Source organism: Curvibacter sp. CHRR-16 (assembly GCF_018474005.1).
In the GTDB taxonomy this organism is placed as follows: Bacteria; Pseudomonadota; Gammaproteobacteria; order Burkholderiales; family Burkholderiaceae_C; genus Allorhodoferax.
In genome coordinates this window covers 285,106-305,806 of record NZ_JAHCSH010000004.1, presented here as the reverse complement: position 1 = coordinate 305,806, position 20,701 = coordinate 285,106, and the positions used below count along the sequence as shown (strand labels likewise).

The window sequence follows — 20,701 nt, the reverse complement described above, 5'->3', positions numbered from 1 at the left end:
GCTTACCGGACATTGAGCATGAGACAAGTCAAACAATGGTTGGGCGCAGGGTTGCTGTTGGGGGCACTGCTTGGAGCGGTACAGGCGCAGTCACCTGCTATCACGGTAGAACCAGTGGGGAATTTACGTCCCGATTTTGTGATGGGAGCCGATGTATCTATCTTGAATGAGATGGAAAAGAAGGGGGCTCGTTATTACGACCAAATGGGCAATCGCAAAGATCCACTGGAGATATTGAAAGACAACGGTGTTAACTGGATACGATTGCGCTTGTGGCACACGCCTGTTTATGCCGAGAGTGTGATTGAGAATGGGCGTACGGTTGGGCAAAAAGGACAAGCGGTAGGCGGTGGCAATAACGATTTGGCGACCACGATCAAGTTGGCCAAACGGGCCAAAGCGTTGGGCTTGAAGTTCATGCTGGATATTCACTACAGCGATTTTTGGGCCGATCCTGACAAGCAAACCAAACCCGCAGCGTGGGCCAAACTCAAAGGAGCTGTGCTAGAGCAGGCAGTTTACGATTACACCAAGCAAGTATTGCTGAGCTTGGCGAACGAACAAGTCTTTCCTGACATGCTCCAAGTTGGCAATGAACTCAATGGTGGTTTGCTCTGGCCCGATGGGAAGACATTCAAAAGCCGCCCGGATGAAGAAATCGGTGGCAATGCCGGTTTTGTGGGCTTGTTGCGCCAAGGCATTCGCGCCACCCGGGAGGTGGAAAAAACAGTGGATACCAGTAAGCACACCCCCATCGTGATCCATTTGGCCGATGGGGGGAAAAATGAACTCTACCGTCGGGTTTTTGATTTGTTGACGGCAGAGAAAGTGGATTTCGACCTGATTGGCATGTCTTTCTATCCCTACTGGCATGGAACGATCGAAGACTTTCAGACCAATGCCGATGAAATATCGGCCCGTTACGGCAAGGATGTCATCGTCATGGAGACAGCTTATGCCTATACCTTGGACAACGGTGACAACTGGCCTAATTTGTTCAATGCCAGTATGCAAAAGTCTGTGGGTTACAAAGCCACAGTACAAGGGCAGGCGAGCTTGGTGCGCGACATGATTAATGCCGTTGCCAAAGTACCTGGTGCACGGGGTGCGGGGCTGTTTTATTGGGAGCCTTTGTGGTACGGGGTCAATGGCGTGGGCTGGCGAACAGGCGAAGGCAATGGGTGGGATAACCAAGCGATGTTCGACGCCAAGGGCAAAGCCTTGCCATCACTGGCTGTGTTTAAGCGCGTGCGTGATGTGGCAGATTCTGCGCAAACACCCAAGGTCATCAGCCAAGGCCCTGTCGAGCTGTCTGCGTTTGTAGGGGAACTTTGGAGTCCTCCAGCCAGCATCAAAGTTACCTTCAGCGACGATGCGGTGCGTCCTGTCTACATCGATTGGGAGGATGTACCTGCGAAAGCTTTGCAAAACACTGGCACTTTCCAACTCAAAGGTGAGGCTGTCAGCATGGATTTGAAGGTCACAGCCAACGTCACGGTGGTTCCCCGTCGCAATATGGTGCAGGATGACAGTTTTGAGTCTGGCAACCTCAAGTATTGGACTGTCACTGGCAGTGTTGCGGCAGTGAGCAATGAGCGCAACCCAGGCAATGCCCACAGCGGCATTCAGTCGCTGCATTACTGGTCATCCGATCCGTTCCAGTTTGAGGTTGTTCACCAGTTTGACAATCTCAAGCCTGGCATTTACACGCTCAAAGCGTGGGCAGCCGGTGGAGGGGGGGAAAAAGCCTTGGAACTTTTTGCGCGGGACTGCGGTGCTGCAGGCCGTCAATCGGCTAGCTGGACTAACACTGGGTGGCAAAAATGGACACAAGCTACTGTCAAAGACCTCAAAATCAGCGATGGCAAATGCACCATCGGGGTGTTGGTGGATTCCAAGCCTGGTGTCTGGGGCAATGTCGATGACTTTGAGTTGATACGCGAGGAGTGAATCTCACTCGATGCTGGCAACAGGCGCTGCGGCGCCTGTTGTTTTATCAAATTGCTGCCTAGCTTCTCTAATGACAGCATGGTGCTGGCTGGCCCATTGCACCAATTGCTCAAGTGGTTGTTTGAGCGATATTCCTAGGGTAGTAAGGCTGTACTCCACGCTGGGTGGCACGGTGGCGAATACTTTGCGGTGAACGTAGCCATCACGCTGCAGTTCACGCAGCGTTTGCGTCAGCATGCGTTGCGAGATGTCAGGCACATTGCGGCGCAAGTCACCAAAGCGGCGTGGTTGCTCAGCCAGCAACTCCAAGATCAACAGTGCCCATTTACTGCCTAGCCTGTCGATGACATCTCGCACAGGACATTGCGTCAAGTCGCTCAGACGCACTGCAGGAGTTGCAGTCTCACTGGTCGTGATTTTTTCCATATTAGTAATCTTTGGGTTACCAAGGGGGCCAATTGTGCCTTCTTTACGATTGTATTTAAGTATCTAAAATAATCCAAGTCTCAAAAAGAGACTATTGATATTTAAAGAGGACAATATGCAAAAAATTATGGTTACCGGTGCCAGTGGTCAATTGGGTCGTCGTGTGTTGCACCACTTGCTGCACACCGTGAAGCTGCCTATCCAAAATGTGGTGGCAGCCACCCGCAAACCTGCTGCTCTGAACGATTGGGCGCAATTGGGAATGGAGGTGCGCTCTCTGGATTTGGATGCATATGCTTCAGCTGAGGCTGCCTTCCAAGGTATCGACCGTGTACTGCTGATCAGCACAGACGCGATTGGACGCCGCGCAGCCCAGCATGTCACGGCAATTCGCGCTGCCCAAGCCGCCGGTGTTGTGCATTTGGCGTACACATCAATGCCCTTGCCGGAAGGCTCGCCTGTGCTGTTTGCGCCAGAGCATGAGGCTACCGAAGCTGCTATCAAGAGCAGTTCTTTGCCCGGCTGGACCATTTTGCGCAATCACTGGTACTTTGAGAATTTGCTGGCATCTGCGGTGCCTGCTTTGCAAAGTGGAATGTGGTTCAGTGCAGCGGGTGATGGCCGCGTGGCCCACATTGCTCGCGATGATTTGGCACGAGCAGCTGCTTATGCTGTGTCACGTACAGAGCAGGGGAAAAACACCTATACCCTCAGTGGCAGCAAGGCATACAACACCGCCGAGATTGTGCAGTTGGTTGCAGCTGCTGCGGGACAATCTATTGCGTTGGTTCCTGCAACCGTAGAGCAGTTGGCCGCTGGTATGGTGGCAGCGGGCTTACCTGAGTCGGTCGCCAAAGCCTATGCATCGTTTGATACCAATACAGCCCAAGGCCGAGTGGCACAGGTCACGACTGATTATGAAAAACTCACAGGTGTCCAGCCACTTAGCTTTGATGCGTGGCTGGATGCCCATCAAGCATATCTGAAGGGCTGAAACTAGAGCTATGTCTCTTTGTACTGTAGGTTGTTGCGCTTTACCATGCGCGCATGAAGAGACGTATTTTTTTGCTGAGTTCACTCAGCGTTATGCAAGGAATGGCGATGGCTGACACCCCCAAAGTTGAATCACTCTCAGACGTATTGCGCTGGCTCGATAAACTGGAAAAAGCCAAGTCGGTGCAAAGTACAACCGCATGGTCTATTGGTGCGGTGATGGAGCATATGTCGCAAAGTGTGGAGATGAGCATGGATGGCTTTCCTGAGCCTAAAGGGGCACTCTTTCAAGCTACAGTGGGATCGGCAGCATTTGCTGTGTTCAAGTGGCGCGGCAAGATGTCGCACGGTTTAACCGATCCTATCCCCGGAGCACCTGTACTGGCGCAGAGTACTGATTGGCATGCAGGCGTGCAGCGCTTGCGTGCAGCGGTGGATCGTTTTAACAAGCACTCTGGAGCGTTGATGCCTCACTTTGCCTATGGAGCGCTCAGTCGTGCCGACTTTGCACTGGCTCATGCGATGCACATAGCCAACCACCAAGACGAAATTGTGGTGGCCTAAAACAATGGGCGCTGGTGCCTAGAACTCGAAGCAATCGCCTTCGCGCGCTAGGCGAATATCCAGCAGCTGGGTCGCTTCTGGGTGGTCATTTAGCGTTTGATGAAAGACTTGCTCTAGTGCATCGTCGCTGCGAGTGGGCTCATGGTGCGTGCAGAACAATACTTTGGCTTGTGCTTGCAAGGCCATCTCTATGCTGCTTCCAAATGTGCCGTGGCCCCACCCAATCTTGCTTGGGTATTCCGCATCGGTGTACGAACAGTCAGCAATCAGCACATCCACGCCACGCACCACTTCCATGATGTTGGCTTTTTTTTCATCGACAAAGCTCTGATACTCCGCATACTGTGGTTCATGTGTTTCATAGATGTTGTAGGGCGGCTCATGGTCTCCGGTGAAAAAAACCGATTTTCCATCACAGTCAATGCGGTAACCCAAGTCCACTACAGGATGGTTCAATAGCACAGGCGTAATGCAGGCACCCCCCACTTGTACCGATTGCCCGGGAATGAGGGTGGTGTATTCAATGCGTGCTTTCATCTCTGCTTCGCGCACGGGAAAGTAGCTGTATTGCAACTGCACAGCCATCACTTGTTCAACACCTTGACCTGAAACGGGGTCAAATGCGCCGTACAGATGCAATGTGTTGCCAGGGATGAAGTTGGGGATAAAAAAGGGCAGCCCTTGGATGTGATCCCAGTGGCTGTGGGTAATGAATACGTTGGCGTTGATTGGCAGTTCTTTGAGCAGGGTTTGAGACAGTGGAAATATCCCAGTGCCTGCATCCAAAATGATCAGTTCGTTGGAGTCCGTGCGAATTTCTATACACGTAGTATTCCCACCGTAACGCACGGTGTGTGCGCCAGGGGATGCGATGGATCCACGTACACCCCAAAAACGAATTTTCATGTGCGCCTTTCAAAGATTGGCAAAGACTTTGGCTTCGTCAAACACCACACCCCAGTCTTCGCTAGCGGCTAAAATGTCCAAGTTCATGCCCAATGCGGCTTCTGCAGCAGGCGGTAGCGCATGCACGCATGGATTGCCAGCAAATCCCATGCTCAGTTTTTTGCTCAATTGGTTGGCTGCAAATATGGCAATAGCCATGCCAGATGCCAAGTCTCCCCCTGGTGTTTGCATGCGAATTGCTTGAACTAAACTGTCAGGAAAGCGCCATTTCTCAACCAGCATCGCACCTACTTCAGTATGGTGTGCTCCAAGCGTTTGTTGCAAGGTTTCGTGCAAAGACAGGTTGTGAGTACGACTTTGTTCCAGCGCTAGTTTGAAGGCTTCGTGCATGTGCTGGGCTAATACGACTTTGCCAAAGTCATGTAACAAACCAGCAATAAAGCAATCCATTGGATCAGCTTGCGCAAGCCGTGTAGCCAGTTTTTTTGCAATTCCAGCGGTAGAGAGCGAATGCAGCAAGTACTGTTGCATGTCAAACCCCGCTTGGTTACTGGGGGAAAGCATGCCCACCGCGGCAATGCTCAAAGACAAGTTTTTGAGCGTATTGAATCCTAGAAAAGCCACTGCATTGGCGACAGATGTGACTTGGCGTGGCAGATTGAAGTAGCTTGAATTGACTACCTTCAAAATTTTCACGGTGACAACAGGGTCTTTGTCGATGACGTCCACCAATTCACGTGCATCTGCATTGATGTCACGAGTCAATTCAATGATGCGCTGCACACTTTTGGGAAAAGCAGGCATTTTGTCGACAGCTGCAGCCAATTTGGTGGCCAGTTCTGCTTGCATAAAAACTCCCTAGAGCGTTCTGTTTTACAGGCCCAAGCGCTGTGGTGCAAGCAATCTTGCATCCAAGGGAAAGTCTTTGCGCACGATTTGGTGCGCCAATAGATCGGCACAGGCGCATGCCAAAGACCAACCATGCATGCCGTGCGCAAGGTTTAAGCTAATTCCTGTGGCTGAAGACAGTCCCACTACCGGCATGCTATCGCTAGAGAAGCAGCAAACTCCGCGCCATGTTTGTGTTCCGGCAGGGTAATTGGCTGCACCAGGGAAATGATTGTCCAGTGTGTTGTAGAGCTGCTGAACGGTTGCTGGATGCGGGTCACGATCTGGCGCAGAGTGATGCATTCCACCTTGAATGCGAAGACGGTTGCCAAGTCGCGAAATGGTGATGCGACTGGCTGCATCATGGATCACATGATTGGGGGCGTTCAAAGCCTCTTTGATTGGTACCGTGGCGGTGTAACTATCCAGCAACGCAAACGACTGAGTAGGATTAGTTTTCACAGGGCTGAATGCCGGGAGTTGCTGTGTGCAAATGACCGCATGGTCGAAACTATGCGACTGTCCATCGGCAGTGCCAAGACGAACCTTGGCTCCGGGCTCCAAGGTGGTAATTTCTTGCTGGAATTGAAAGACAACGCCATTTTTGAGTGCTTCATTGCGCAATTGAATCGCAAATTGTCGACTGTTGGTGACCTGATCGCCGGGTAACCATATACCTCCGCTCAAGGGCAAGGTGGCGTGTAGTGCCGGTTCGCGTTTGCGTACATCGTCTGCACTGAGCACATTGGCGCTGATACCAGCTGCTTTCAAGGCTTCTACTTTAGTCAACCACTCAGGCATAGCCTGTTCATCACTGATGAGGATGATTTGGCCAACGGTGTGCTCAGTTTCCAGTTTGAGCAATGAGGACCAGTCGGCATGTAATTGAGCGCTGTAACGCTGCAGACTAATTAGCGATGGTTCTACCTTGGGGCTGTGCTTGGCGCGCTGCCATAGCCACCGTAGCAGTGGTTTGTGCCAATTGCCGCTGCCTTGCAAACTCTTCTTTTCTTCCCAGAAACGACCCAATCGTCCAGCATTGCTCGACAGTGTTTGCAGGGTGAGCAGATTGGCATTGCTACTCAGTCCCAAATTGGCAAAACTGGTTTCTTCACAAACGCCTGCACGGCGCTCGAAAACACAAACTTGGTGCCCTTCTTGCGATAAACGATAAGCGGTGGTAATCCCTGCTATGCCAGCACCAATGACGGCAATTTTCATGACTCTTGTGGACTGCACTTTGGTTTGTAATTGTGCAAGTGTACGCACAATTTTGGGGTGCTATAGAGCCTTGGTGAACGTTGCAAGTGGCTGAGTTTTATTATTCCGATGTAGGCATGTTAGAATTGACAGGCTTTGCACTTGGTGTGTAAGCAATGAAACGCGGAGCGATTCGTTCAAGGTGTTGCTGCTTTAGCAATCAGTGAATCGACTTCAAGACCTAACCTTTGGAGTAAATATGACTGTATCCATGCGTGAAATGCTGGAAGCGGGTGTCCACTTTGGTCACCAAACTCGCTTCTGGAACCCCAAGATGGCCCCCTTCATTTTCGGCCATCGCAACAAAATCCACATCATCAACCTCGAAAAATCCCAGCCTATGCTGGAAGAGGCAATCAAGTTTGTGAAGCAGTTGTCTGCTAAGCGCGGTACCATTTTGATGGTTGGCACCAAGCGTCAAGCGCGTGAAATCGTTGCTGAAGAAGCGCAACGCGCAGGCACTCCTTATGTTGACCAGCGCTGGTTGGGCGGCATGATGACCAACTTCAAGACTGTGAAGACTTCTATCAAGCGTCTGAAAGACATGAAGGCACAGCAAGAGACAGGTCTGGATAGCATGAGCAAGAAAGAGCAGCTCATGTTTGTACGCGAATTGGAAAAGCTGGAAAAAGACATCGGCGGCATCCAAGATATGAACACATTGCCTGACGCCATTTTTGTGGTCGACGTTGGCTACCACAAGATTGCCATTGCTGAAGCACGCAAACTGGGCATTCCTCTGATTGGCGTGGTAGATACCAATCATTCCCCAGAAGGCATTGACTATGTGATTCCTGGTAACGATGACTCTGCCAAGGCTGTGGCTTTGTATGCCCGCGCTATCGCAGACGCTATCTTGGAAGGCCGTGCCAATGCGGTTGACGAAGTCGTCAAAGCGGTTGTGGCTGAAGGCGAAGATGAATTCGTGGAAGTCGAGGATGCATCTGCCTAATTGCAGGTGAATCACTTGGCGGGGGCCTTGGTGCCCCTTTTTTTGGTTTGAACAAGACTCAACGGAGAATTTTATGGCGGCTATTACAGCTTCTATGGTGGCAGAACTGCGTGGCAAAACCGATGCGCCCATGATGGAGTGCAAAAAGGCTTTGACCGAGGCTGATGGCGATATGGCCAAAGCAGAAGAAATTCTGCGCGTTAAATTGGGTAGTAAGGCTGGCAAAGCAGCTGCCCGTATCACAGCGGAAGGCGTTGTGGCCTCCAGCATCAATGGCAACGTGGGTGCCTTGATTGAAATCAACTGCGAAACCGACTTCGTGACCAAGAACGACAGCTTCTTGGCCATGGCCAAGGCTGCTGCTGATTTGATCGTTCAACACAATCCAACGAACGTGGATGCCTTGTCCGCTTTGGCTTACAGCCAAGATGGTTTTGGCCCCACGCTGGAAGATGTGCGTAAGGGCTTGATCGGCAAGATCGGCGAGAACATGACTTTCCGTCGCTTTAAGCGTTTTGAAGGTTCTCAACTGGCTTGCTACCTGCATGGCACCCGCATTGGCGTGATGGTCGAATTTACTGGTGAAGAAGTGGCTGCCAAGGACGTGGCGATGCACATTGCTGCCATGAAGCCTGTAGCACTGACCAGCGCCGACGTATCGGCTGACTTGATCGAGAAAGAGCGTGCAGTGGCAACGGCCAAAGCCGCTGAATCTGGCAAGCCTGCTGACATCGCAGCCAAGATGATTGAAGGCTCTGTTCAGAAGTACCTGAAAGAAGTTTCTTTGCTGGATCAAGTGTTTGTGAAAGCTGCTGACGGCAAACAAGTGGTTTCCGCCTACCTGAAGGCTGCCAACACCACTGTGAAGGGATTCACTTTGTACGTGGTGGGTGAAGGCATTGAGAAGAAGGTAGACGACTTTGCTGCTGAAGTGGCTGCTCAAGTCGCTGCAGCTAAGCAATCCGCTTAATTTTCTCAACGACAAAGGTGTCCTGATGACTGCACAACCAGCTTACAAGCGTATTTTGCTGAAACTTTCTGGCGAAGCCCTCATGGGTGATGACCAGTTTGGCATTAATCGGGACACCATTGTTCGCATCGTAGAAGAAATTGCCGAAGTGACTCGCCATGGTGTGCAAGTGGCTGTAGTTATCGGTGGTGGCAACATTTTTCGTGGTGTGGCAGGTGGCTCGGTTGGGATGGATCGTGCCACTGCAGATTACATGGGGATGTTGGCCACGGTGATGAATTCATTGGCTTTGGGTGATGCGATGAACAAAGCAGGCCTTACAGCGCGTGTGATGTCGGCTATTGGAATTGAGCAAGTGGTAGAACCATACGTTCGCCCCAAAGCGTTGCAATACCTTGAGGAAGGCAAGCTGGTAATTTTTGCGGCAGGCACTGGAAATCCTTTTTTCACTACCGATACGGCTGCTGCGCTGCGTGGCGCAGAGATCGGTGCAGAGGTGGTGCTAAAAGCAACCAAGGTGGATGGTGTGTATACCGCTGATCCCAAGAAAGATCCTACGGCGACCCGTTATTCGCGTCTGTCGTTTGATGCTGCGATGTCGCAGAATTTGGGCATCATGGATGCGGCTGCATTTGCTTTGTGTCGTGACCAAAAACTGCCTATCAAGGTATTTTCTATCTTCAAACACGGCGCTCTGCTGCGTGTGGTGATGGGTGAGGACGAGGGCACTTTGGTGCACGTTTGAACTGCGCTGGCAGCTTTAGGAGAAAACATGTCGATTGCTGATATCAAGAAAAACGTGGACGCCAAAATGGATCAATCTATTGAGGCGTTCAAGCACAATCTGACCAAAATTCGCACAGGTCGTGCCAACCCCGCTTTGTTGGACACAGTGCATGTGGACTATTACGGCTCCATGGTGCCTTTGAGCCAAGTTGCCAATTTGTCTTTGCTGGATGCTCGCACGATCAGCGTACAGCCTTGGGAAAAAGGCATGGGTGCCAAAATCGAGAAGGCGATCCGCGAAAGTGATCTGGGTCTGAATCCAGCCAGCATGGGTGATTTGATCCGCGTTCCTATGCCTCCTATGACAGAAGAGCGACGCAAGGAATTAACCAAAGTGGTTCGTACTGAAGGTGAGGCCGCCAAAGTGGCTGTCCGCAATATCCGCCGCGATGCCAATGAAGCTGTCAAAAAGCTGGTGAAAGACAAATTGGCATCCGAGGACGACCAGAAACGCAGCGAAGCGGACATTCAAAAAGTGACCGATAAGCACATCCAAGAAATTGACAAACTGGTTGCCAGCAAAGAACAGGACATCATGGCGGTCTAAAGACTGTCCATAGCATGAGTTTTACTGCATCCATGTCTTTGCATGTGGCCATTGTGATGGATGGCAATGGCCGCTGGGCGACCCAGCGCTTTTTGCCACGGTTGGCTGGACATAAGCAGGGCTTTGAGGCCTTGCGACGCATCGTTAGAGTATGTCCTACTCGAGGTATCGATACTTTGACGGTTTTCGCTTTTTCGTCTGAAAACTGGGGGCGTCCTGCTGACGAAGTGGACGGCTTGATGGAAATGCTGGCCAATGGTTTGGCCAAAGAGGTTCCCCAACTGCATCAAGATGGCGTACATCTGCGTTTTGTTGGTGAGCGTAACCACTTGTCCGCCAAAGTACAAAAAGGCCTACAGCAAGCGGAAGAGTTGACTGCTGCCAATCAAGGTCTGCACTTCAATGTGTGCTTCAACTATGGGGCGCGTTGGGAAATTGCGGAGGGTGTGCGTCGCTTGCAAGCCAATGGAGAAGCAATTAGCGAAACAGCCTTGGATGCTGCTTTGCCGTTGCGACCCAGTCGGGATCCTGATCTGATTATTCGCACGGGTGGCGAATACCGTCTGAGTAATTTTTTGCTCTGGCAAGCTGCCTACGCCGAACTGTATTTTTCCTCCTTGCTGTGGCCTGAATTTGATGAAAAGGCCTTAGATGCAGCGTTGCATGATTTTGCGCAGCGTGAACGACGCTATGGCAAAACGTCAGAGCAAGTTCGCAAGGGTTCCTAAACAGTGAGTTTGCACATGGAGTCCATATGCTGAAGCAACGTGTTTGGACGGCATTGGTGCTGCTCCTCATCCTGATACCTGCAGTACTGGAGTCCTCGGGATTGGCATTTGGTGTGGTATCAGCCATTGCCATGGTTGCTGCTGCGTGGGAATGGGGGAGGCTCAATACAACCCAAAGTGGGCTGGTTTGGTTGGGTACTGTCGCAGTGGCAGTACTCTGTGCTATAGCTTTATGGTTCCACTTGCAATTGCCTTCTTGGCTGTGGCTGTGGGTTTCAGCACTGTGGATGCTCGGTGGTGCATGGTGCATGCACCGTGGCGTCTCTGCTTGGAGTTCCATTCCTGCGGGTGTGCGTCTGTTGCTCGGGTGGTGCTTGATTGCAGTGGCTTGGTTTGCTGCGGTAAAAGCCAAGGCTATGGGCATTCCATTTTTATTGACCACCATGTCTTTGGTATGGATTGCTGACATCATGGCCTATTTTTCTGGCAAGGCTTTTGGCGGGCGTTGGATTCAGCGCAAACTCGCCCCCAGCTTGAGTCCGGGCAAATCATGGGAAGGTGCGATTGGCGGGTTGTTGTGTGTGTTGGCCTTTGCATGGGCAATGCAGCAGTGGTCTGTGGTGCATGTATTTTTCTCTTTGCAGCAACATCTCATGTGGTTATGGCCACTGGCTGTGGTTTTCTTGGTTGTTGCCAGCGTGATGGGGGACTTGTTGGAGTCGTTGGTTAAGCGCAGTGCTGGTGCTAAAGACAGTAGTGGCTTGCTGCCTGGTCACGGTGGTGTGTTGGATCGGGTGGATGCGCTGTTGCCTGTTCTGCCCATGGCATTGTGGTTGGTGGGGGTATAAGCGATGGTGCAACAGTTGGTGGTGCTCGGCGCTACGGGATCGATAGGTCAGAATACTTTGGATGTGGTGGCTAGGCATTCAGATCGGTGGCAAGTTTTTGCTTTGACTGCGCATCGCAATGTGGATCGTTTGCTAGAGCAGTGTTTGCGCTTTAACCCTGTTTATGCGGTGGTCGTGGATCCAGATGCGGGACGGGATTTGGAGCTGCGCTTGGCTAATAGCGCTTCTTCTACGCGCGTTCTGGTGGGAGCTACAGCGTTGCTTGAGGTCGCGCAGGATGAGCGCGTGCATGCTGTGATGGCTGCCATCGTAGGTGCCGCAGGTTTGCCTGCGACCATGGCGGCTGCGTACGCAGGTAAACGTGTGCTGTTGGCGAACAAGGAGGCACTCGTTGTCGCGGGCGATTTGTTCATGCAGGCTATCACCAAGGGTGGAGCAGAGTTGTTGCCTATCGACAGTGAACACTCGGCTATCTTTCAGTCCTTGCCGATGGATCGGGCGCGTTGGAGTGTGGATGTAGACCACATTATTTTGACGGCTTCTGGTGGGCCATTTCGGACTTGGGAACCCGCTGCATTGCGCCAAGTTACGCCAGAGCAAGCGTGCGCCCATCCCAATTGGGTGATGGGGCGCAAGATATCCGTGGATTCAGCCACCATGATGAACAAAGCCTTGGAGGTTATTGAGGCTCATTACCTCTTTGGCATGGAACCAGATCGCATTCGCGTGGTCATACACCCACAAAGTGTGATTCACTCTATGGTGCAGTACGTAGATAACTCTGTGGTGGCGCAATTGGGAACGCCTGACATGCGCGGCCCTATTGCCTATGGTCTTTCATGGCCCGAGCGTGTGACATCGGGCGCTAGTGCTTTGGACTTTGCTCGTTTGCAGGGTTTGACTTTTGAGGATGCAAGCAGCCCTGGGCATCAGCAGCGCTACCCCGGTTTGCAATTGGCTTGGGATAGTATGCGGGCACCATTTGGGACTACGGCTGTGCTCAATGCTGCTAATGAGGTGGCGGTACAGGCTTTCCTAGATAAACGCATTCGTTTTGACCAGATTCACCTAGTGAATGCGAATACCTTAGAGCGCGTCTTGCCTAGCCAACCTAGCAATCTGCAAGACTTATTGGAACTGGACAAGCAAGCGCGTGCTGTAGCGCATGAATGGCTGGCTCGCTGCGGAACCGATTGACCAAGGACTTGCCATGTTGACCCTTTTGGCTTTTTTATTTGCCATTGTTGTGCTTGTCGCTGTGCACGAGTACGGTCATTTTGCTGTGGCTCGTTGGTGTGGTGTCAAGGTATTGCGCTTTTCCATTGGCATGGGGCCTGTGGTATGGCGCAAGGTTTCGCCTGTGTCGGGTATCGAATACTGTGTGAGTGCGATTCCACTGGGCGGCTATGTACGCATGCTCGATGAACAAGAGAGTGACGTCATCGATGCAGAGAAACATTTGGCGTTCAATCGGCAACCTTTGTACAAGCGTGCCTGCATTGTGGCTGCCGGTCCTCTGGCGAATTTGTTGTTGGCATGGATGCTATACGCCTTGGTTAATTGGGTCGGTCAGCAAGAAGTGGTTGCCCAATTGCCTAGTCCCGTACCTGCCTCTGTAGCACAGCAAGCAGGCTTTGCAGCGGGAGATCGCGTGTTGGCCGTGCGTGCCATGAATGATGAAGTCTCCCATCCTGTGCAATCTCTAGACGATGTGCGTTGGCATGTAGTGCAAGCCATTTTGGGGCAGCAAGAGGGGTTGGTGTTCAGTGTGCAGCAACTAGGACACAGCACACCTCTGGATAAAACACTGTCCTTGCAAGCCTTCGCCAACACGGCGCTGGAAGACGCACGCTTTATGGCCCAGTTAGGATGGCAAGGATTTTATACGCCCGCCGTTATTGAGGCGGTAGTGCCCAATTCCGCAGCAGCACAAGCGGGTTTGCAGGCAGGCGATGAGGTGCTTCGTGTGGATGGACGTTTGGTGGAAGATGCCGCGCAACTGCGCTTGTGGATACGCCAAAGCCAAGCACAAACCCAAACTTGGCAAGTTCGTCGTAATGGCGTGTTGATGGACATAGCCGTGACGCCTCGTTGGGAACAAGTCCAGAGCGAGCGTCTGCCTCGCGTTGGCGCTGCGCTTGGTCGGGCACCCGAGATGGTGCTGGTACGCCATGCTGGCTTGGATGGCTTGTGGCGTGGCGCGCAGCACATGGTGGACGTGGTGCAGATGAGTCTGCGCAGCCTATGGGGCATGGTGATTGGGCATACCTCATGGCGTAGCCTGAGTGGCCCCATTACGATTGCTGATTACGCGGGTAAAACCGCGGCCCTTGGATGGGTGGAATATGTCAGCTTCATGGCTTTGGTAAGTGTCAGCTTAGGCGTTTTGAACTTGTTGCCATTGCCTGTCTTGGATGGTGGGCACCTACTTTATTATCTTTGTGAGGCAGTGGCTCGTCGTCCGTTGCCAGCTATTTGGTTGGATTATTTGCAGCGAGTAGGAGTGGCATTGCTGCTACTCATGATGTCGGTCGCGCTGTACAACGATGTGAACCGTTTGATCGGTTGATACGCTAGGAAGTTGTTGATGAAAAAAATTGTGAAACCCATGCGTTGGATAGCTGGCGCAGTGATTGGTAGCGCTCTGACGCATGCGGCATGGGCACTTGATCCATTCGTAGTACAAGACATCCGCGTCGAGGGATTGCAGCGGGTAGAGCCTGGAACGGTATTTGCCTCGATTGCGTTGCGTGCAGGGGATACCTACACCGATGAAAAAGCTTCCTCTGCTATTCGCTCTTTGTACAGCTTGGGTTTGTTCAAAGACGTGCGCATCGAAGCCAAAGGTGATGTGTTGGTGGTTGTGGTTGAGGAGCGCCCAGTTGTTGCCGATGTGGACTTTGTGGGACTGCGTGAGTTTGACAAAGACACATTGAAAAAGGCACTCAAAGAAATTGGTTTGACCGATGGGCGACCGTTGGACAAGTCGCTGGTTGACAAGGCTGAGCAAGAGCTCAAGCGCCAATACATCAGCAAGAGTATGTACTCCACCGAGGTAGTCACCACCATCACGCCATTGGAGCGCAACCGGGTCAACATTAGTTTTGCGGTGGTGGAGGGGGAAACCGCCAAGATTCGCTCTATCCACATTGTTGGTTCCAAAGGTTTTAGCGAGTCGGATTTGTTGGATCAGCTCGACATGAATACCGGTAATTGGTTGAGTTGGTACACCAAATCCAATCGTTTTTCCCGTGCCAAATTCAATGCTGATTTGGAAACATTGCGCTCCTATTACCTCTCACAAGGCTACTTGGAGTTCAAGGTGGACTCGACCCAAGTTGAAATTTCTCCTGACAAAACAGCGATTGATATCACCATCAACGTGTCTGAAGGGGCCAAATATGTTGTATCTGGTATTCGATTGGCTGGTAATTACTTGGGTAAGGAGCCTGAGTTTCAATCCCTTATCACCATCAAGGCTGGTGGTGCGTACAACATCAATGATGTGACCAAAACGACCAAGGCGTTTACCGACTATTTTGCCAATTTTGGCTACGCGTTTGCACGCACCGAGGTGCGTACCGATATCGATCGCAGCAACAACACAGTGGCTTTGACCTTGGTGTCTGAACCTTCTCGCCGTGTGTATGTTCGCCGCATCAATGTGGCAGGCAACGACCGTACCCGTGATGAAGTGATACGGCGCGAGTTTCGTCAGTTTGAAGCCTCGTGGTATGACGGTCAAAAAATTCGTGTTTCTCGCGAACGGGTGAACCGTTTGGGGTATTTCACGGATGTATCAATAGACACGCAAGAAGTACCTGATTCACCGGATCAGGTGGATTTGCTGGTGACCGTGGCAGAAAAACCAACTGGCAGTGTGAGCTTGGGAGCCGGTGTCTCCTCGGCTGATGGATTGGGTCTGACCTTTGGTTTTAAGCAGGACAATGCATTCGGTTCTGGTAATTCCTTGGGCTTGGAGTTAAATACCAGCAAAACAAGTCGAACGACGGTACTCAGTACAACCAATCCGTACTTCACAGAAGATGGCGTGTCGCGTACCTTTGACCTGTACCAGCGCACCTACCGTCCCTACTCAGATTACGATTCCAGCAGCTACGGTTTGGAAACCGATGGTGTGAGTATGCGTTTTGGCTTGCCTGTATCGGACAACGACACGATTTATCTCGGGGTTGGTGCCGAGAAGAACTTGATTCTGGATGGCACATACATGCCAACCGTCTATACCAACTACGTCGATAGCTACGGGTACTCGGCGCAGTATTTGCCCTTGACTTTGGGGTGGACGCGCGACACCCGTGACAGTGCGTTGGTTCCCAGTAGCGGTGGTATTTTGCGCACCAGTGCCGAATGGAGTGTGGGGGGGGACACGCGCTATGCCCGTGGAACCTTGCAAATGCAGCGCTTTGTGGAAGTCACCCGAAAAGTTACGTTTGCACTGAATACAGAGTTGTCTGTAGGCGCTTCCACAGGAGATCGCGCATACCCGATCTTCAAAAACTACTATTTGGGTGGTTTGGGGTCGGTGCGTGGCTATGAGCAAAGTACATTGACCACGGGTACACAGCGCGATGCGGGTTCAACATATTACGGTGGTACTAAACGCGTTGTGGTAAATACCGAGTGGTTGACCCCTTTGCCTGGTGGCGGCTATGACAAGAGCTTGCGTGCATATTTCTTCATGGATGCAGGAGGCATTTACGGCGAGAATGAAGACATTAAGCTGCAAGACATGCGTTCTTCCATGGGGGTTGGTATCAGCTGGATTTCCCCAGTCGGCCCACTGCGCATTGCATTTGCCCAACCCCTGTCGCATTTTTCTGGCGATAAAATCCAAAACATCCAATTTCAGATCGGAACCTCTTTCTAATGCAAGCCTTTAAATTTTTCGGCGTGGTTGCTCTGTCAGTGTTGCTGTCCCATTCGATCGCGCATGCACAAGACTCACGTGTGGCAACCATCAACTCCCAGCGTATTACCTCGGAGTCTGCACCTGCCAAGGCAGCTACTGCCCGTTTGGAGCAAGAGTTTTCCAAGCGTCAAAAGGAGTTGGCAGATACCCAACAGACTCTCAAAAGCATGAGCGAGCGCTTTGAGCGCGATGCGCCAACATTGAGCGAAACCCAACGGGTAACCCGCCAAAAAGAATTCAACGATCTCAATCGCGAGTTCCAACGCAAACAGCGTGAGTTTCAAGAAGACTTGAACAGCCGCCGCAATGAAGAGTTGCAAAAAGTGCTGGAGGCAGCCAATAAAGCCGTTAAGCAAGTGGCTGATGCAGACAAATACGATATCGTGATCCAAGACGGTGTGGCGTACAGCAGTGGCCGCAACGACATCACTGACAAGGTTTTGAAAATCTTGAATCAAGCCAAGTAAAGCACGCTTTACTGATCCACTCGCGGGGAGGTAAGAGGTGATCCTCGCCGACATCATTGCAGCGCTGGGTGGCACATTGCACGGTGATCCGAAGCGGGTCATCGATGCGATTGCCCCTTTGGAGTCCGCTACTCCCACCCAGATCGCTTTTCTCAGCAATCCCAAGTACCAGCAGCAATTGCTCGCATCGCAGGCTGGCTGTGTCATCGTATCGCCCGCTATGCAAGAGTTGGCTATAGAGCGTGGCGATTGCATCGTGGCCGACAAGCCTTACCTGTACTACGCGCACTTGACTCAGTGGTGGAAAAAAACAGTGTTCGGACAAATTCCCGTCAATGGATCAATCCATCCCTCGGCAGTGGTCGATCCATTGGCCATTGTGGATTCCAGTGCATGCATCGGTCCGCTCTGTGTGGTGGAGGCAGGTGCACGCATAGGTGCCCACACGCGACTGGCATCACGTGTCACCGTGGGTCGAGACTGTGTGATAGGGCAGCGCTGCTTGTTGCATGCAGGTGTGGTGATTGGGGCGGATGGTTTTGGCTTTGCGCCCGACGGTGAGCGGTGGGAAAAAATCGAACAATTGGGCTCGGTTCGTATTGGTGATGATGTGGAAATCGGAGCCAATACCTGCATAGACCGCGGTGCTTTGAACGACACCGTCATCGAAGATGGGGTCAAGTTGGACAATTTGATCCAAATCGGCCACAACGTGCGTGTAGGCAAAAATACCGCCATGGCTGGCTGCGTGGGGGTGGCTGGTTCGGCTACCATCGGCGCCAACTGCACCATAGGGGGCGGCGCTGTGGTGCTGGGTCACCTGAGCTTGGCCGACAACGTTCATATTTCAGCGGCATCTGTGGTCAGCCGTTCTATTCATAAGCCCGGGCAGTACACCGGCATCTTTCCGCTGGATGACAACGCCAGCTGGGAGCGCAATGCCGTCACGCTCAAGCACTTGCACGCGCTACGCGATCGCATCAAACAACTGGAAAAAGCACAATCATGACAGTCATGGATATTCACAAAATACTCAAGCAATTGCCCCATCGCTATCCCATTTTGCTGGTTGATCGTGTGATTGAGCTGGAAAAGGGCAAAAGCATCAAAGCCGTCAAGAACGTCACCATCAACGAAGACTTCTTCAATGGGCATTTTCCACACCGCCCCGTGATGCCTGGCGTGCTCATGCTCGAAGCCTTGGCGCAAGCGGCGGCTTTGTTGGCCTTTGACGCACTCGACGCCTCCCCGGACGAGAACTCGGTGTACTACTTTGCAGGCATTGATGGCGCACGCTTCAAGCGTCCCGTCGAACCCGGCGATCAGCTCATTTTGCAAGTGGAAATGCTGCGTATGAAAGCGGGTATTTTCAAATTCAAGGCAGCAGCGTTGGTTGATGGTGAAGTGGCCGTGGAAGCCGAGCTGACTTGCGCCATGCGCACCATTGCTTAAGCCTTAACTTTGCTACTACTCATCTACACAGAGGAGGCCGCATGAGCCGGATACACCTGACCGCCGTGATCGACCCCGCAGCACAGCTCGACAGTACTGTGGAGGTGGGGCCCTACACCCTCATCGGACCGCATGTGCGCATCGGTGCAGGTACCCGCATCGCTTCGCACTGTGTCATCGAAGGGCATACCACCATCGGTGATAACAACCGCGTCTACCAGTTCGTGTCACTCGGGTCGGACAACCAAGACAAAAAATACGCTGGCGAACCCTGTGAGTTGATCATTGGCGACCGCAACGTCATTCGTGAGTACAGCACATACCACATTGGCACCGTGCAAGGTGGTGGTGTGACCCGCTTGGGTAATGACAACTGGATGATGGCCTACACCCACTTGGCGCACGATTGCGTGGTCGGTAGCCACACCATTTTTGCCAACAACGCTCAGCTAGCTGGGCATGTGCAAGTGGGTGATTGGGTGATATTGGGGGGCTATACCGTAGTGCACCAGTTTGTGCGCATCGGTGCCCACGCCATGACGGCCATGTGTTCGCTGCTGTTTGGTGATGTGCCACCGTTTGTCATGTGCCAAGGGCAACCAGCCGCCGCCCGTTCTATGAATTTTGAAGGCCTGCGCCGCCGAGGCTTCACGCCCGAGCGCATCGCGGGCGTCAAAGCCATGCACAAAGCCCTGTACCGCGATGACTTGACCCTGGATGGTGCCAAAGAGCGCATCGCTTCTATTGCCCAAGCCCAGCCCGAAACCCAAGTGGACGTGGACATGATGCTGGACTTCTTGTCCCAAACCACGCCGCAGCGCGGCATCGTGCGCTAAACCAGCATGGTAGCTACTGCTGCACACCGCATCGCCATGGTGGCGGGTGAAACCTCGGGTGATTTGCTTGCAGGTCTGTTGCTCCAGGGTTTGCGCCACCAGTGGCCTGATTTGCAAGCCCAAGGCATAGGTGGTCCACGCATGGCCGAGCAAGGTTTTGAGGCTTGGTGGCCGCATCACAAACTGGCGGTGCACGGTTTTAGCTGGGAGCTGCTGATGCGCTACCGCGAAATTGTGGGCATACGCGACCAGTTGGCCCAGCGTTTATTGGCTACAGAGGCAGAAAAGCCTGTTTTGTTTGTTGGGGTGGATGCGCCTGACTTCAACTTGCAGTTGGAAGAACGCTTGCGCCAGCAAGGCGTGCGTACGGCGCATTTTGTGTGTCCCTCTATTTGGGCATGGCGCCCTGAGCGGGTGGAGCGCATCCGCCGCAGTGCCGACCATGTGCTGTGCTTGTTTCCTTTTGAGCCTGCACTCTTGGCCCAGCATGGGATTGCGGCCAGCTATGTGGGTCATCCGCTGGCCCAAGTCATCCCGCAGCAGGCAGACCAGTTGGCGGCACGCCAAGCATTGGGTTTGCCACCAGAAGGCCGTGTATTGGCCTTGTTGCCAGGTAGCCGGGTGTCTGAGGTTCGCCATTTGGCGGAGCGCTTCTTTCGGGCTGCCAGCCTTGTGCAGAAAGCTAGGCCTGCTATCAAAATAGTAGTGCCTGTGGTACCGGGTTTGCGCTCGCTGGTAGAGCAGGCAGCTCAGAATGCAGGCGTGCAAGCGCATGTGCACATCGTCAATGGCCAATCGCACCAAGTGCTAGCAGCGTGCGATGTGACCTTGATCGCCAGCGGCACGGCCACGCTGGAGGCTGCACTGTACAAAAAGCCCATGGTCATTGCTTACCACATGGCATGGCTGTCGTGGCAGCTCATGCGCCGCAAGCGCCTGCAGCCTTGGGTGGGTTTGCCCAATATTTTGGCCGAGCGTTTTGTGGTGCCCGAGCTGCTGCAAGACCAAGCCAGCCCGGAGCAATTGGCCCGCGCAGTGCTGCAGTGGCTAGAGTGTTTGCAAAATCCTGCCAGTGCCGAAGTGCAGGATGTGCAGACTACCTTTGCCCAATTGCACCAAGACTTGCTGCGCGATACGCCGGCGCTGGCTGGCGCTGCCATTGCGCAGCTGCTGGAGCCTGAGCGTGGTTAAGCCT

At 52.6% G+C, this 20,701-nt stretch carries 21 protein-coding genes; 17 read left to right on the top strand and 4 right to left on the bottom strand.

Annotated features, from left to right (window positions below; genetic code table 11):
• Positions 1-18: 18 nt before the first annotated feature.
• The gene (locus KIK84_RS11070) at positions 19-1,950 is read left to right on the top strand and encodes a glycosyl hydrolase 53 family protein (RefSeq protein ID WP_214123153.1); all 1,932 of its coding nucleotides are present in this window, start codon (positions 19-21) and stop codon (positions 1,948-1,950) included.
• Positions 1,951-1,953: 3 nt separating this feature from the next.
• On the opposite strand, the gene KIK84_RS11065 is transcribed toward KIK84_RS11070, so the two are convergent.
• Positions 1,954-2,376, bottom strand: a complete 423-nt coding sequence (locus tag KIK84_RS11065) for a winged helix-turn-helix transcriptional regulator (RefSeq protein WP_214123152.1) — start codon at positions 2,374-2,376, stop codon at positions 1,954-1,956.
• A gap of 115 nt (positions 2,377-2,491) precedes the next feature.
• On the opposite strand from KIK84_RS11065, the gene KIK84_RS11060 reads away from it, so the two are divergent.
• Complete coding sequence (locus KIK84_RS11060) at positions 2,492-3,370, top strand: SDR family oxidoreductase (protein WP_214123151.1); 879 nt, start codon at positions 2,492-2,494, stop codon at positions 3,368-3,370.
• Between the two features lie 107 nt (positions 3,371-3,477).
• Positions 3,478-3,933, top strand: a complete 456-nt coding sequence (locus KIK84_RS11055; protein WP_250207918.1) for a DUF1569 domain-containing protein — start codon at positions 3,478-3,480, stop codon at positions 3,931-3,933.
• Positions 3,934-3,951: 18 nt separating this feature from the next.
• Here the strand turns inward: KIK84_RS11055 and KIK84_RS11050 are convergent, their stop codons facing one another.
• The 3 genes from KIK84_RS11050 to KIK84_RS11040 are packed head-to-tail and all read right to left on the bottom strand — an operon-like array spanning position 3,952 to position 6,948.
• The gene (locus KIK84_RS11050; protein ID WP_214123149.1) at positions 3,952-4,839 is read right to left on the bottom strand and encodes an MBL fold metallo-hydrolase; all 888 of its coding nucleotides are present in this window, start codon (positions 4,837-4,839) and stop codon (positions 3,952-3,954) included.
• Between the two features lie 9 nt (positions 4,840-4,848).
• Positions 4,849-5,688, bottom strand: a complete 840-nt coding sequence (locus KIK84_RS11045; protein WP_214123148.1) for an HDOD domain-containing protein — start codon at positions 5,686-5,688, stop codon at positions 4,849-4,851.
• Positions 5,689-5,712: 24 nt separating this feature from the next.
• Positions 5,713-6,948, bottom strand: a complete 1,236-nt coding sequence (locus KIK84_RS11040; RefSeq protein ID WP_214123147.1) for an NAD(P)/FAD-dependent oxidoreductase — start codon at positions 6,946-6,948, stop codon at positions 5,713-5,715.
• A 238-nt stretch (positions 6,949-7,186) separates the two neighbouring features.
• Here KIK84_RS11040 and rpsB point away from each other — a divergent pair, with 238 nt between their 5' ends.
• The 14 genes from rpsB (at position 7,187) to lpxB (ending at position 20,697) form a co-directional block, all read left to right on the top strand.
• Entirely contained in the window at positions 7,187-7,939 is a 753-nt protein-coding gene (gene rpsB, locus KIK84_RS11035; protein ID WP_214123146.1) for a 30S ribosomal protein S2, read from the top strand.
• A 73-nt stretch (positions 7,940-8,012) separates the two neighbouring features.
• Positions 8,013-8,909: a translation elongation factor Ts gene (gene tsf, locus KIK84_RS11030; RefSeq protein ID WP_214123145.1), complete on the top strand. Its 897-nt coding sequence runs from the start codon at positions 8,013-8,015 to the stop codon at positions 8,907-8,909.
• A gap of 22 nt (positions 8,910-8,931) precedes the next feature.
• Entirely contained in the window at positions 8,932-9,654 is a 723-nt protein-coding gene (pyrH, locus tag KIK84_RS11025) for a UMP kinase (protein WP_214123290.1), read from the top strand.
• A gap of 27 nt (positions 9,655-9,681) precedes the next feature.
• Positions 9,682-10,242, top strand: coding sequence for a ribosome recycling factor (gene frr, locus KIK84_RS11020; RefSeq protein ID WP_214123144.1), 561 nt, complete (start codon positions 9,682-9,684; stop codon positions 10,240-10,242).
• A 14-nt stretch (positions 10,243-10,256) separates the two neighbouring features.
• Positions 10,257-10,970 carry a polyprenyl diphosphate synthase gene (gene uppS, locus KIK84_RS11015; RefSeq protein ID WP_214123143.1) on the top strand — a complete coding sequence of 238 codons (714 nt, stop codon included), beginning with the start codon at positions 10,257-10,259 and terminating at the stop codon, positions 10,968-10,970.
• A gap of 26 nt (positions 10,971-10,996) precedes the next feature.
• Complete coding sequence (locus tag KIK84_RS11010; protein WP_214123142.1) at positions 10,997-11,818, top strand: phosphatidate cytidylyltransferase; 822 nt, start codon at positions 10,997-10,999, stop codon at positions 11,816-11,818.
• Between the two features lie 3 nt (positions 11,819-11,821).
• A complete protein-coding gene (ispC, locus tag KIK84_RS11005) occupies positions 11,822-13,015 on the top strand; it encodes a 1-deoxy-D-xylulose-5-phosphate reductoisomerase (protein ID WP_214123141.1) in 1,194 nt (397 codons plus the stop codon).
• A gap of 13 nt (positions 13,016-13,028) precedes the next feature.
• Complete coding sequence (gene rseP / locus KIK84_RS11000; RefSeq protein WP_214123140.1) at positions 13,029-14,387, top strand: RIP metalloprotease RseP; 1,359 nt, start codon at positions 13,029-13,031, stop codon at positions 14,385-14,387.
• A gap of 18 nt (positions 14,388-14,405) precedes the next feature.
• Positions 14,406-16,709: an outer membrane protein assembly factor BamA gene (bamA, locus tag KIK84_RS10995; RefSeq protein ID WP_214123139.1), complete on the top strand. Its 2,304-nt coding sequence runs from the start codon at positions 14,406-14,408 to the stop codon at positions 16,707-16,709.
• Positions 16,709-17,218, top strand: coding sequence for an OmpH/Skp family outer membrane protein (locus KIK84_RS10990; protein ID WP_214123138.1), 510 nt, complete (start codon positions 16,709-16,711; stop codon positions 17,216-17,218). The genes bamA and KIK84_RS10990 overlap by 1 nt, the downstream gene beginning before the upstream one ends.
• Positions 17,219-17,255: 37 nt before the next feature.
• The gene (lpxD, locus tag KIK84_RS10985; protein WP_214123137.1) at positions 17,256-18,227 is read left to right on the top strand and encodes a UDP-3-O-(3-hydroxymyristoyl)glucosamine N-acyltransferase; all 972 of its coding nucleotides are present in this window, start codon (positions 17,256-17,258) and stop codon (positions 18,225-18,227) included.
• Positions 18,224-18,670, top strand: a complete 447-nt coding sequence (gene fabZ, locus KIK84_RS10980; protein WP_214123136.1) for a 3-hydroxyacyl-ACP dehydratase FabZ — start codon at positions 18,224-18,226, stop codon at positions 18,668-18,670. Before lpxD ends, fabZ begins: the two co-directional genes overlap by 4 nt.
• Before the next feature lie 41 nt (positions 18,671-18,711).
• The gene (lpxA, locus tag KIK84_RS10975; protein ID WP_214123135.1) at positions 18,712-19,506 is read left to right on the top strand and encodes an acyl-ACP--UDP-N-acetylglucosamine O-acyltransferase; all 795 of its coding nucleotides are present in this window, start codon (positions 18,712-18,714) and stop codon (positions 19,504-19,506) included.
• Between the two features lie 6 nt (positions 19,507-19,512).
• On the top strand, positions 19,513-20,697 hold the full coding sequence (gene lpxB / locus KIK84_RS10970; protein ID WP_214123134.1) for a lipid-A-disaccharide synthase: 1,185 nt from the start codon (positions 19,513-19,515) through the stop codon (positions 20,695-20,697).
• Positions 20,698-20,701: the final 4 nt, after the last annotated feature.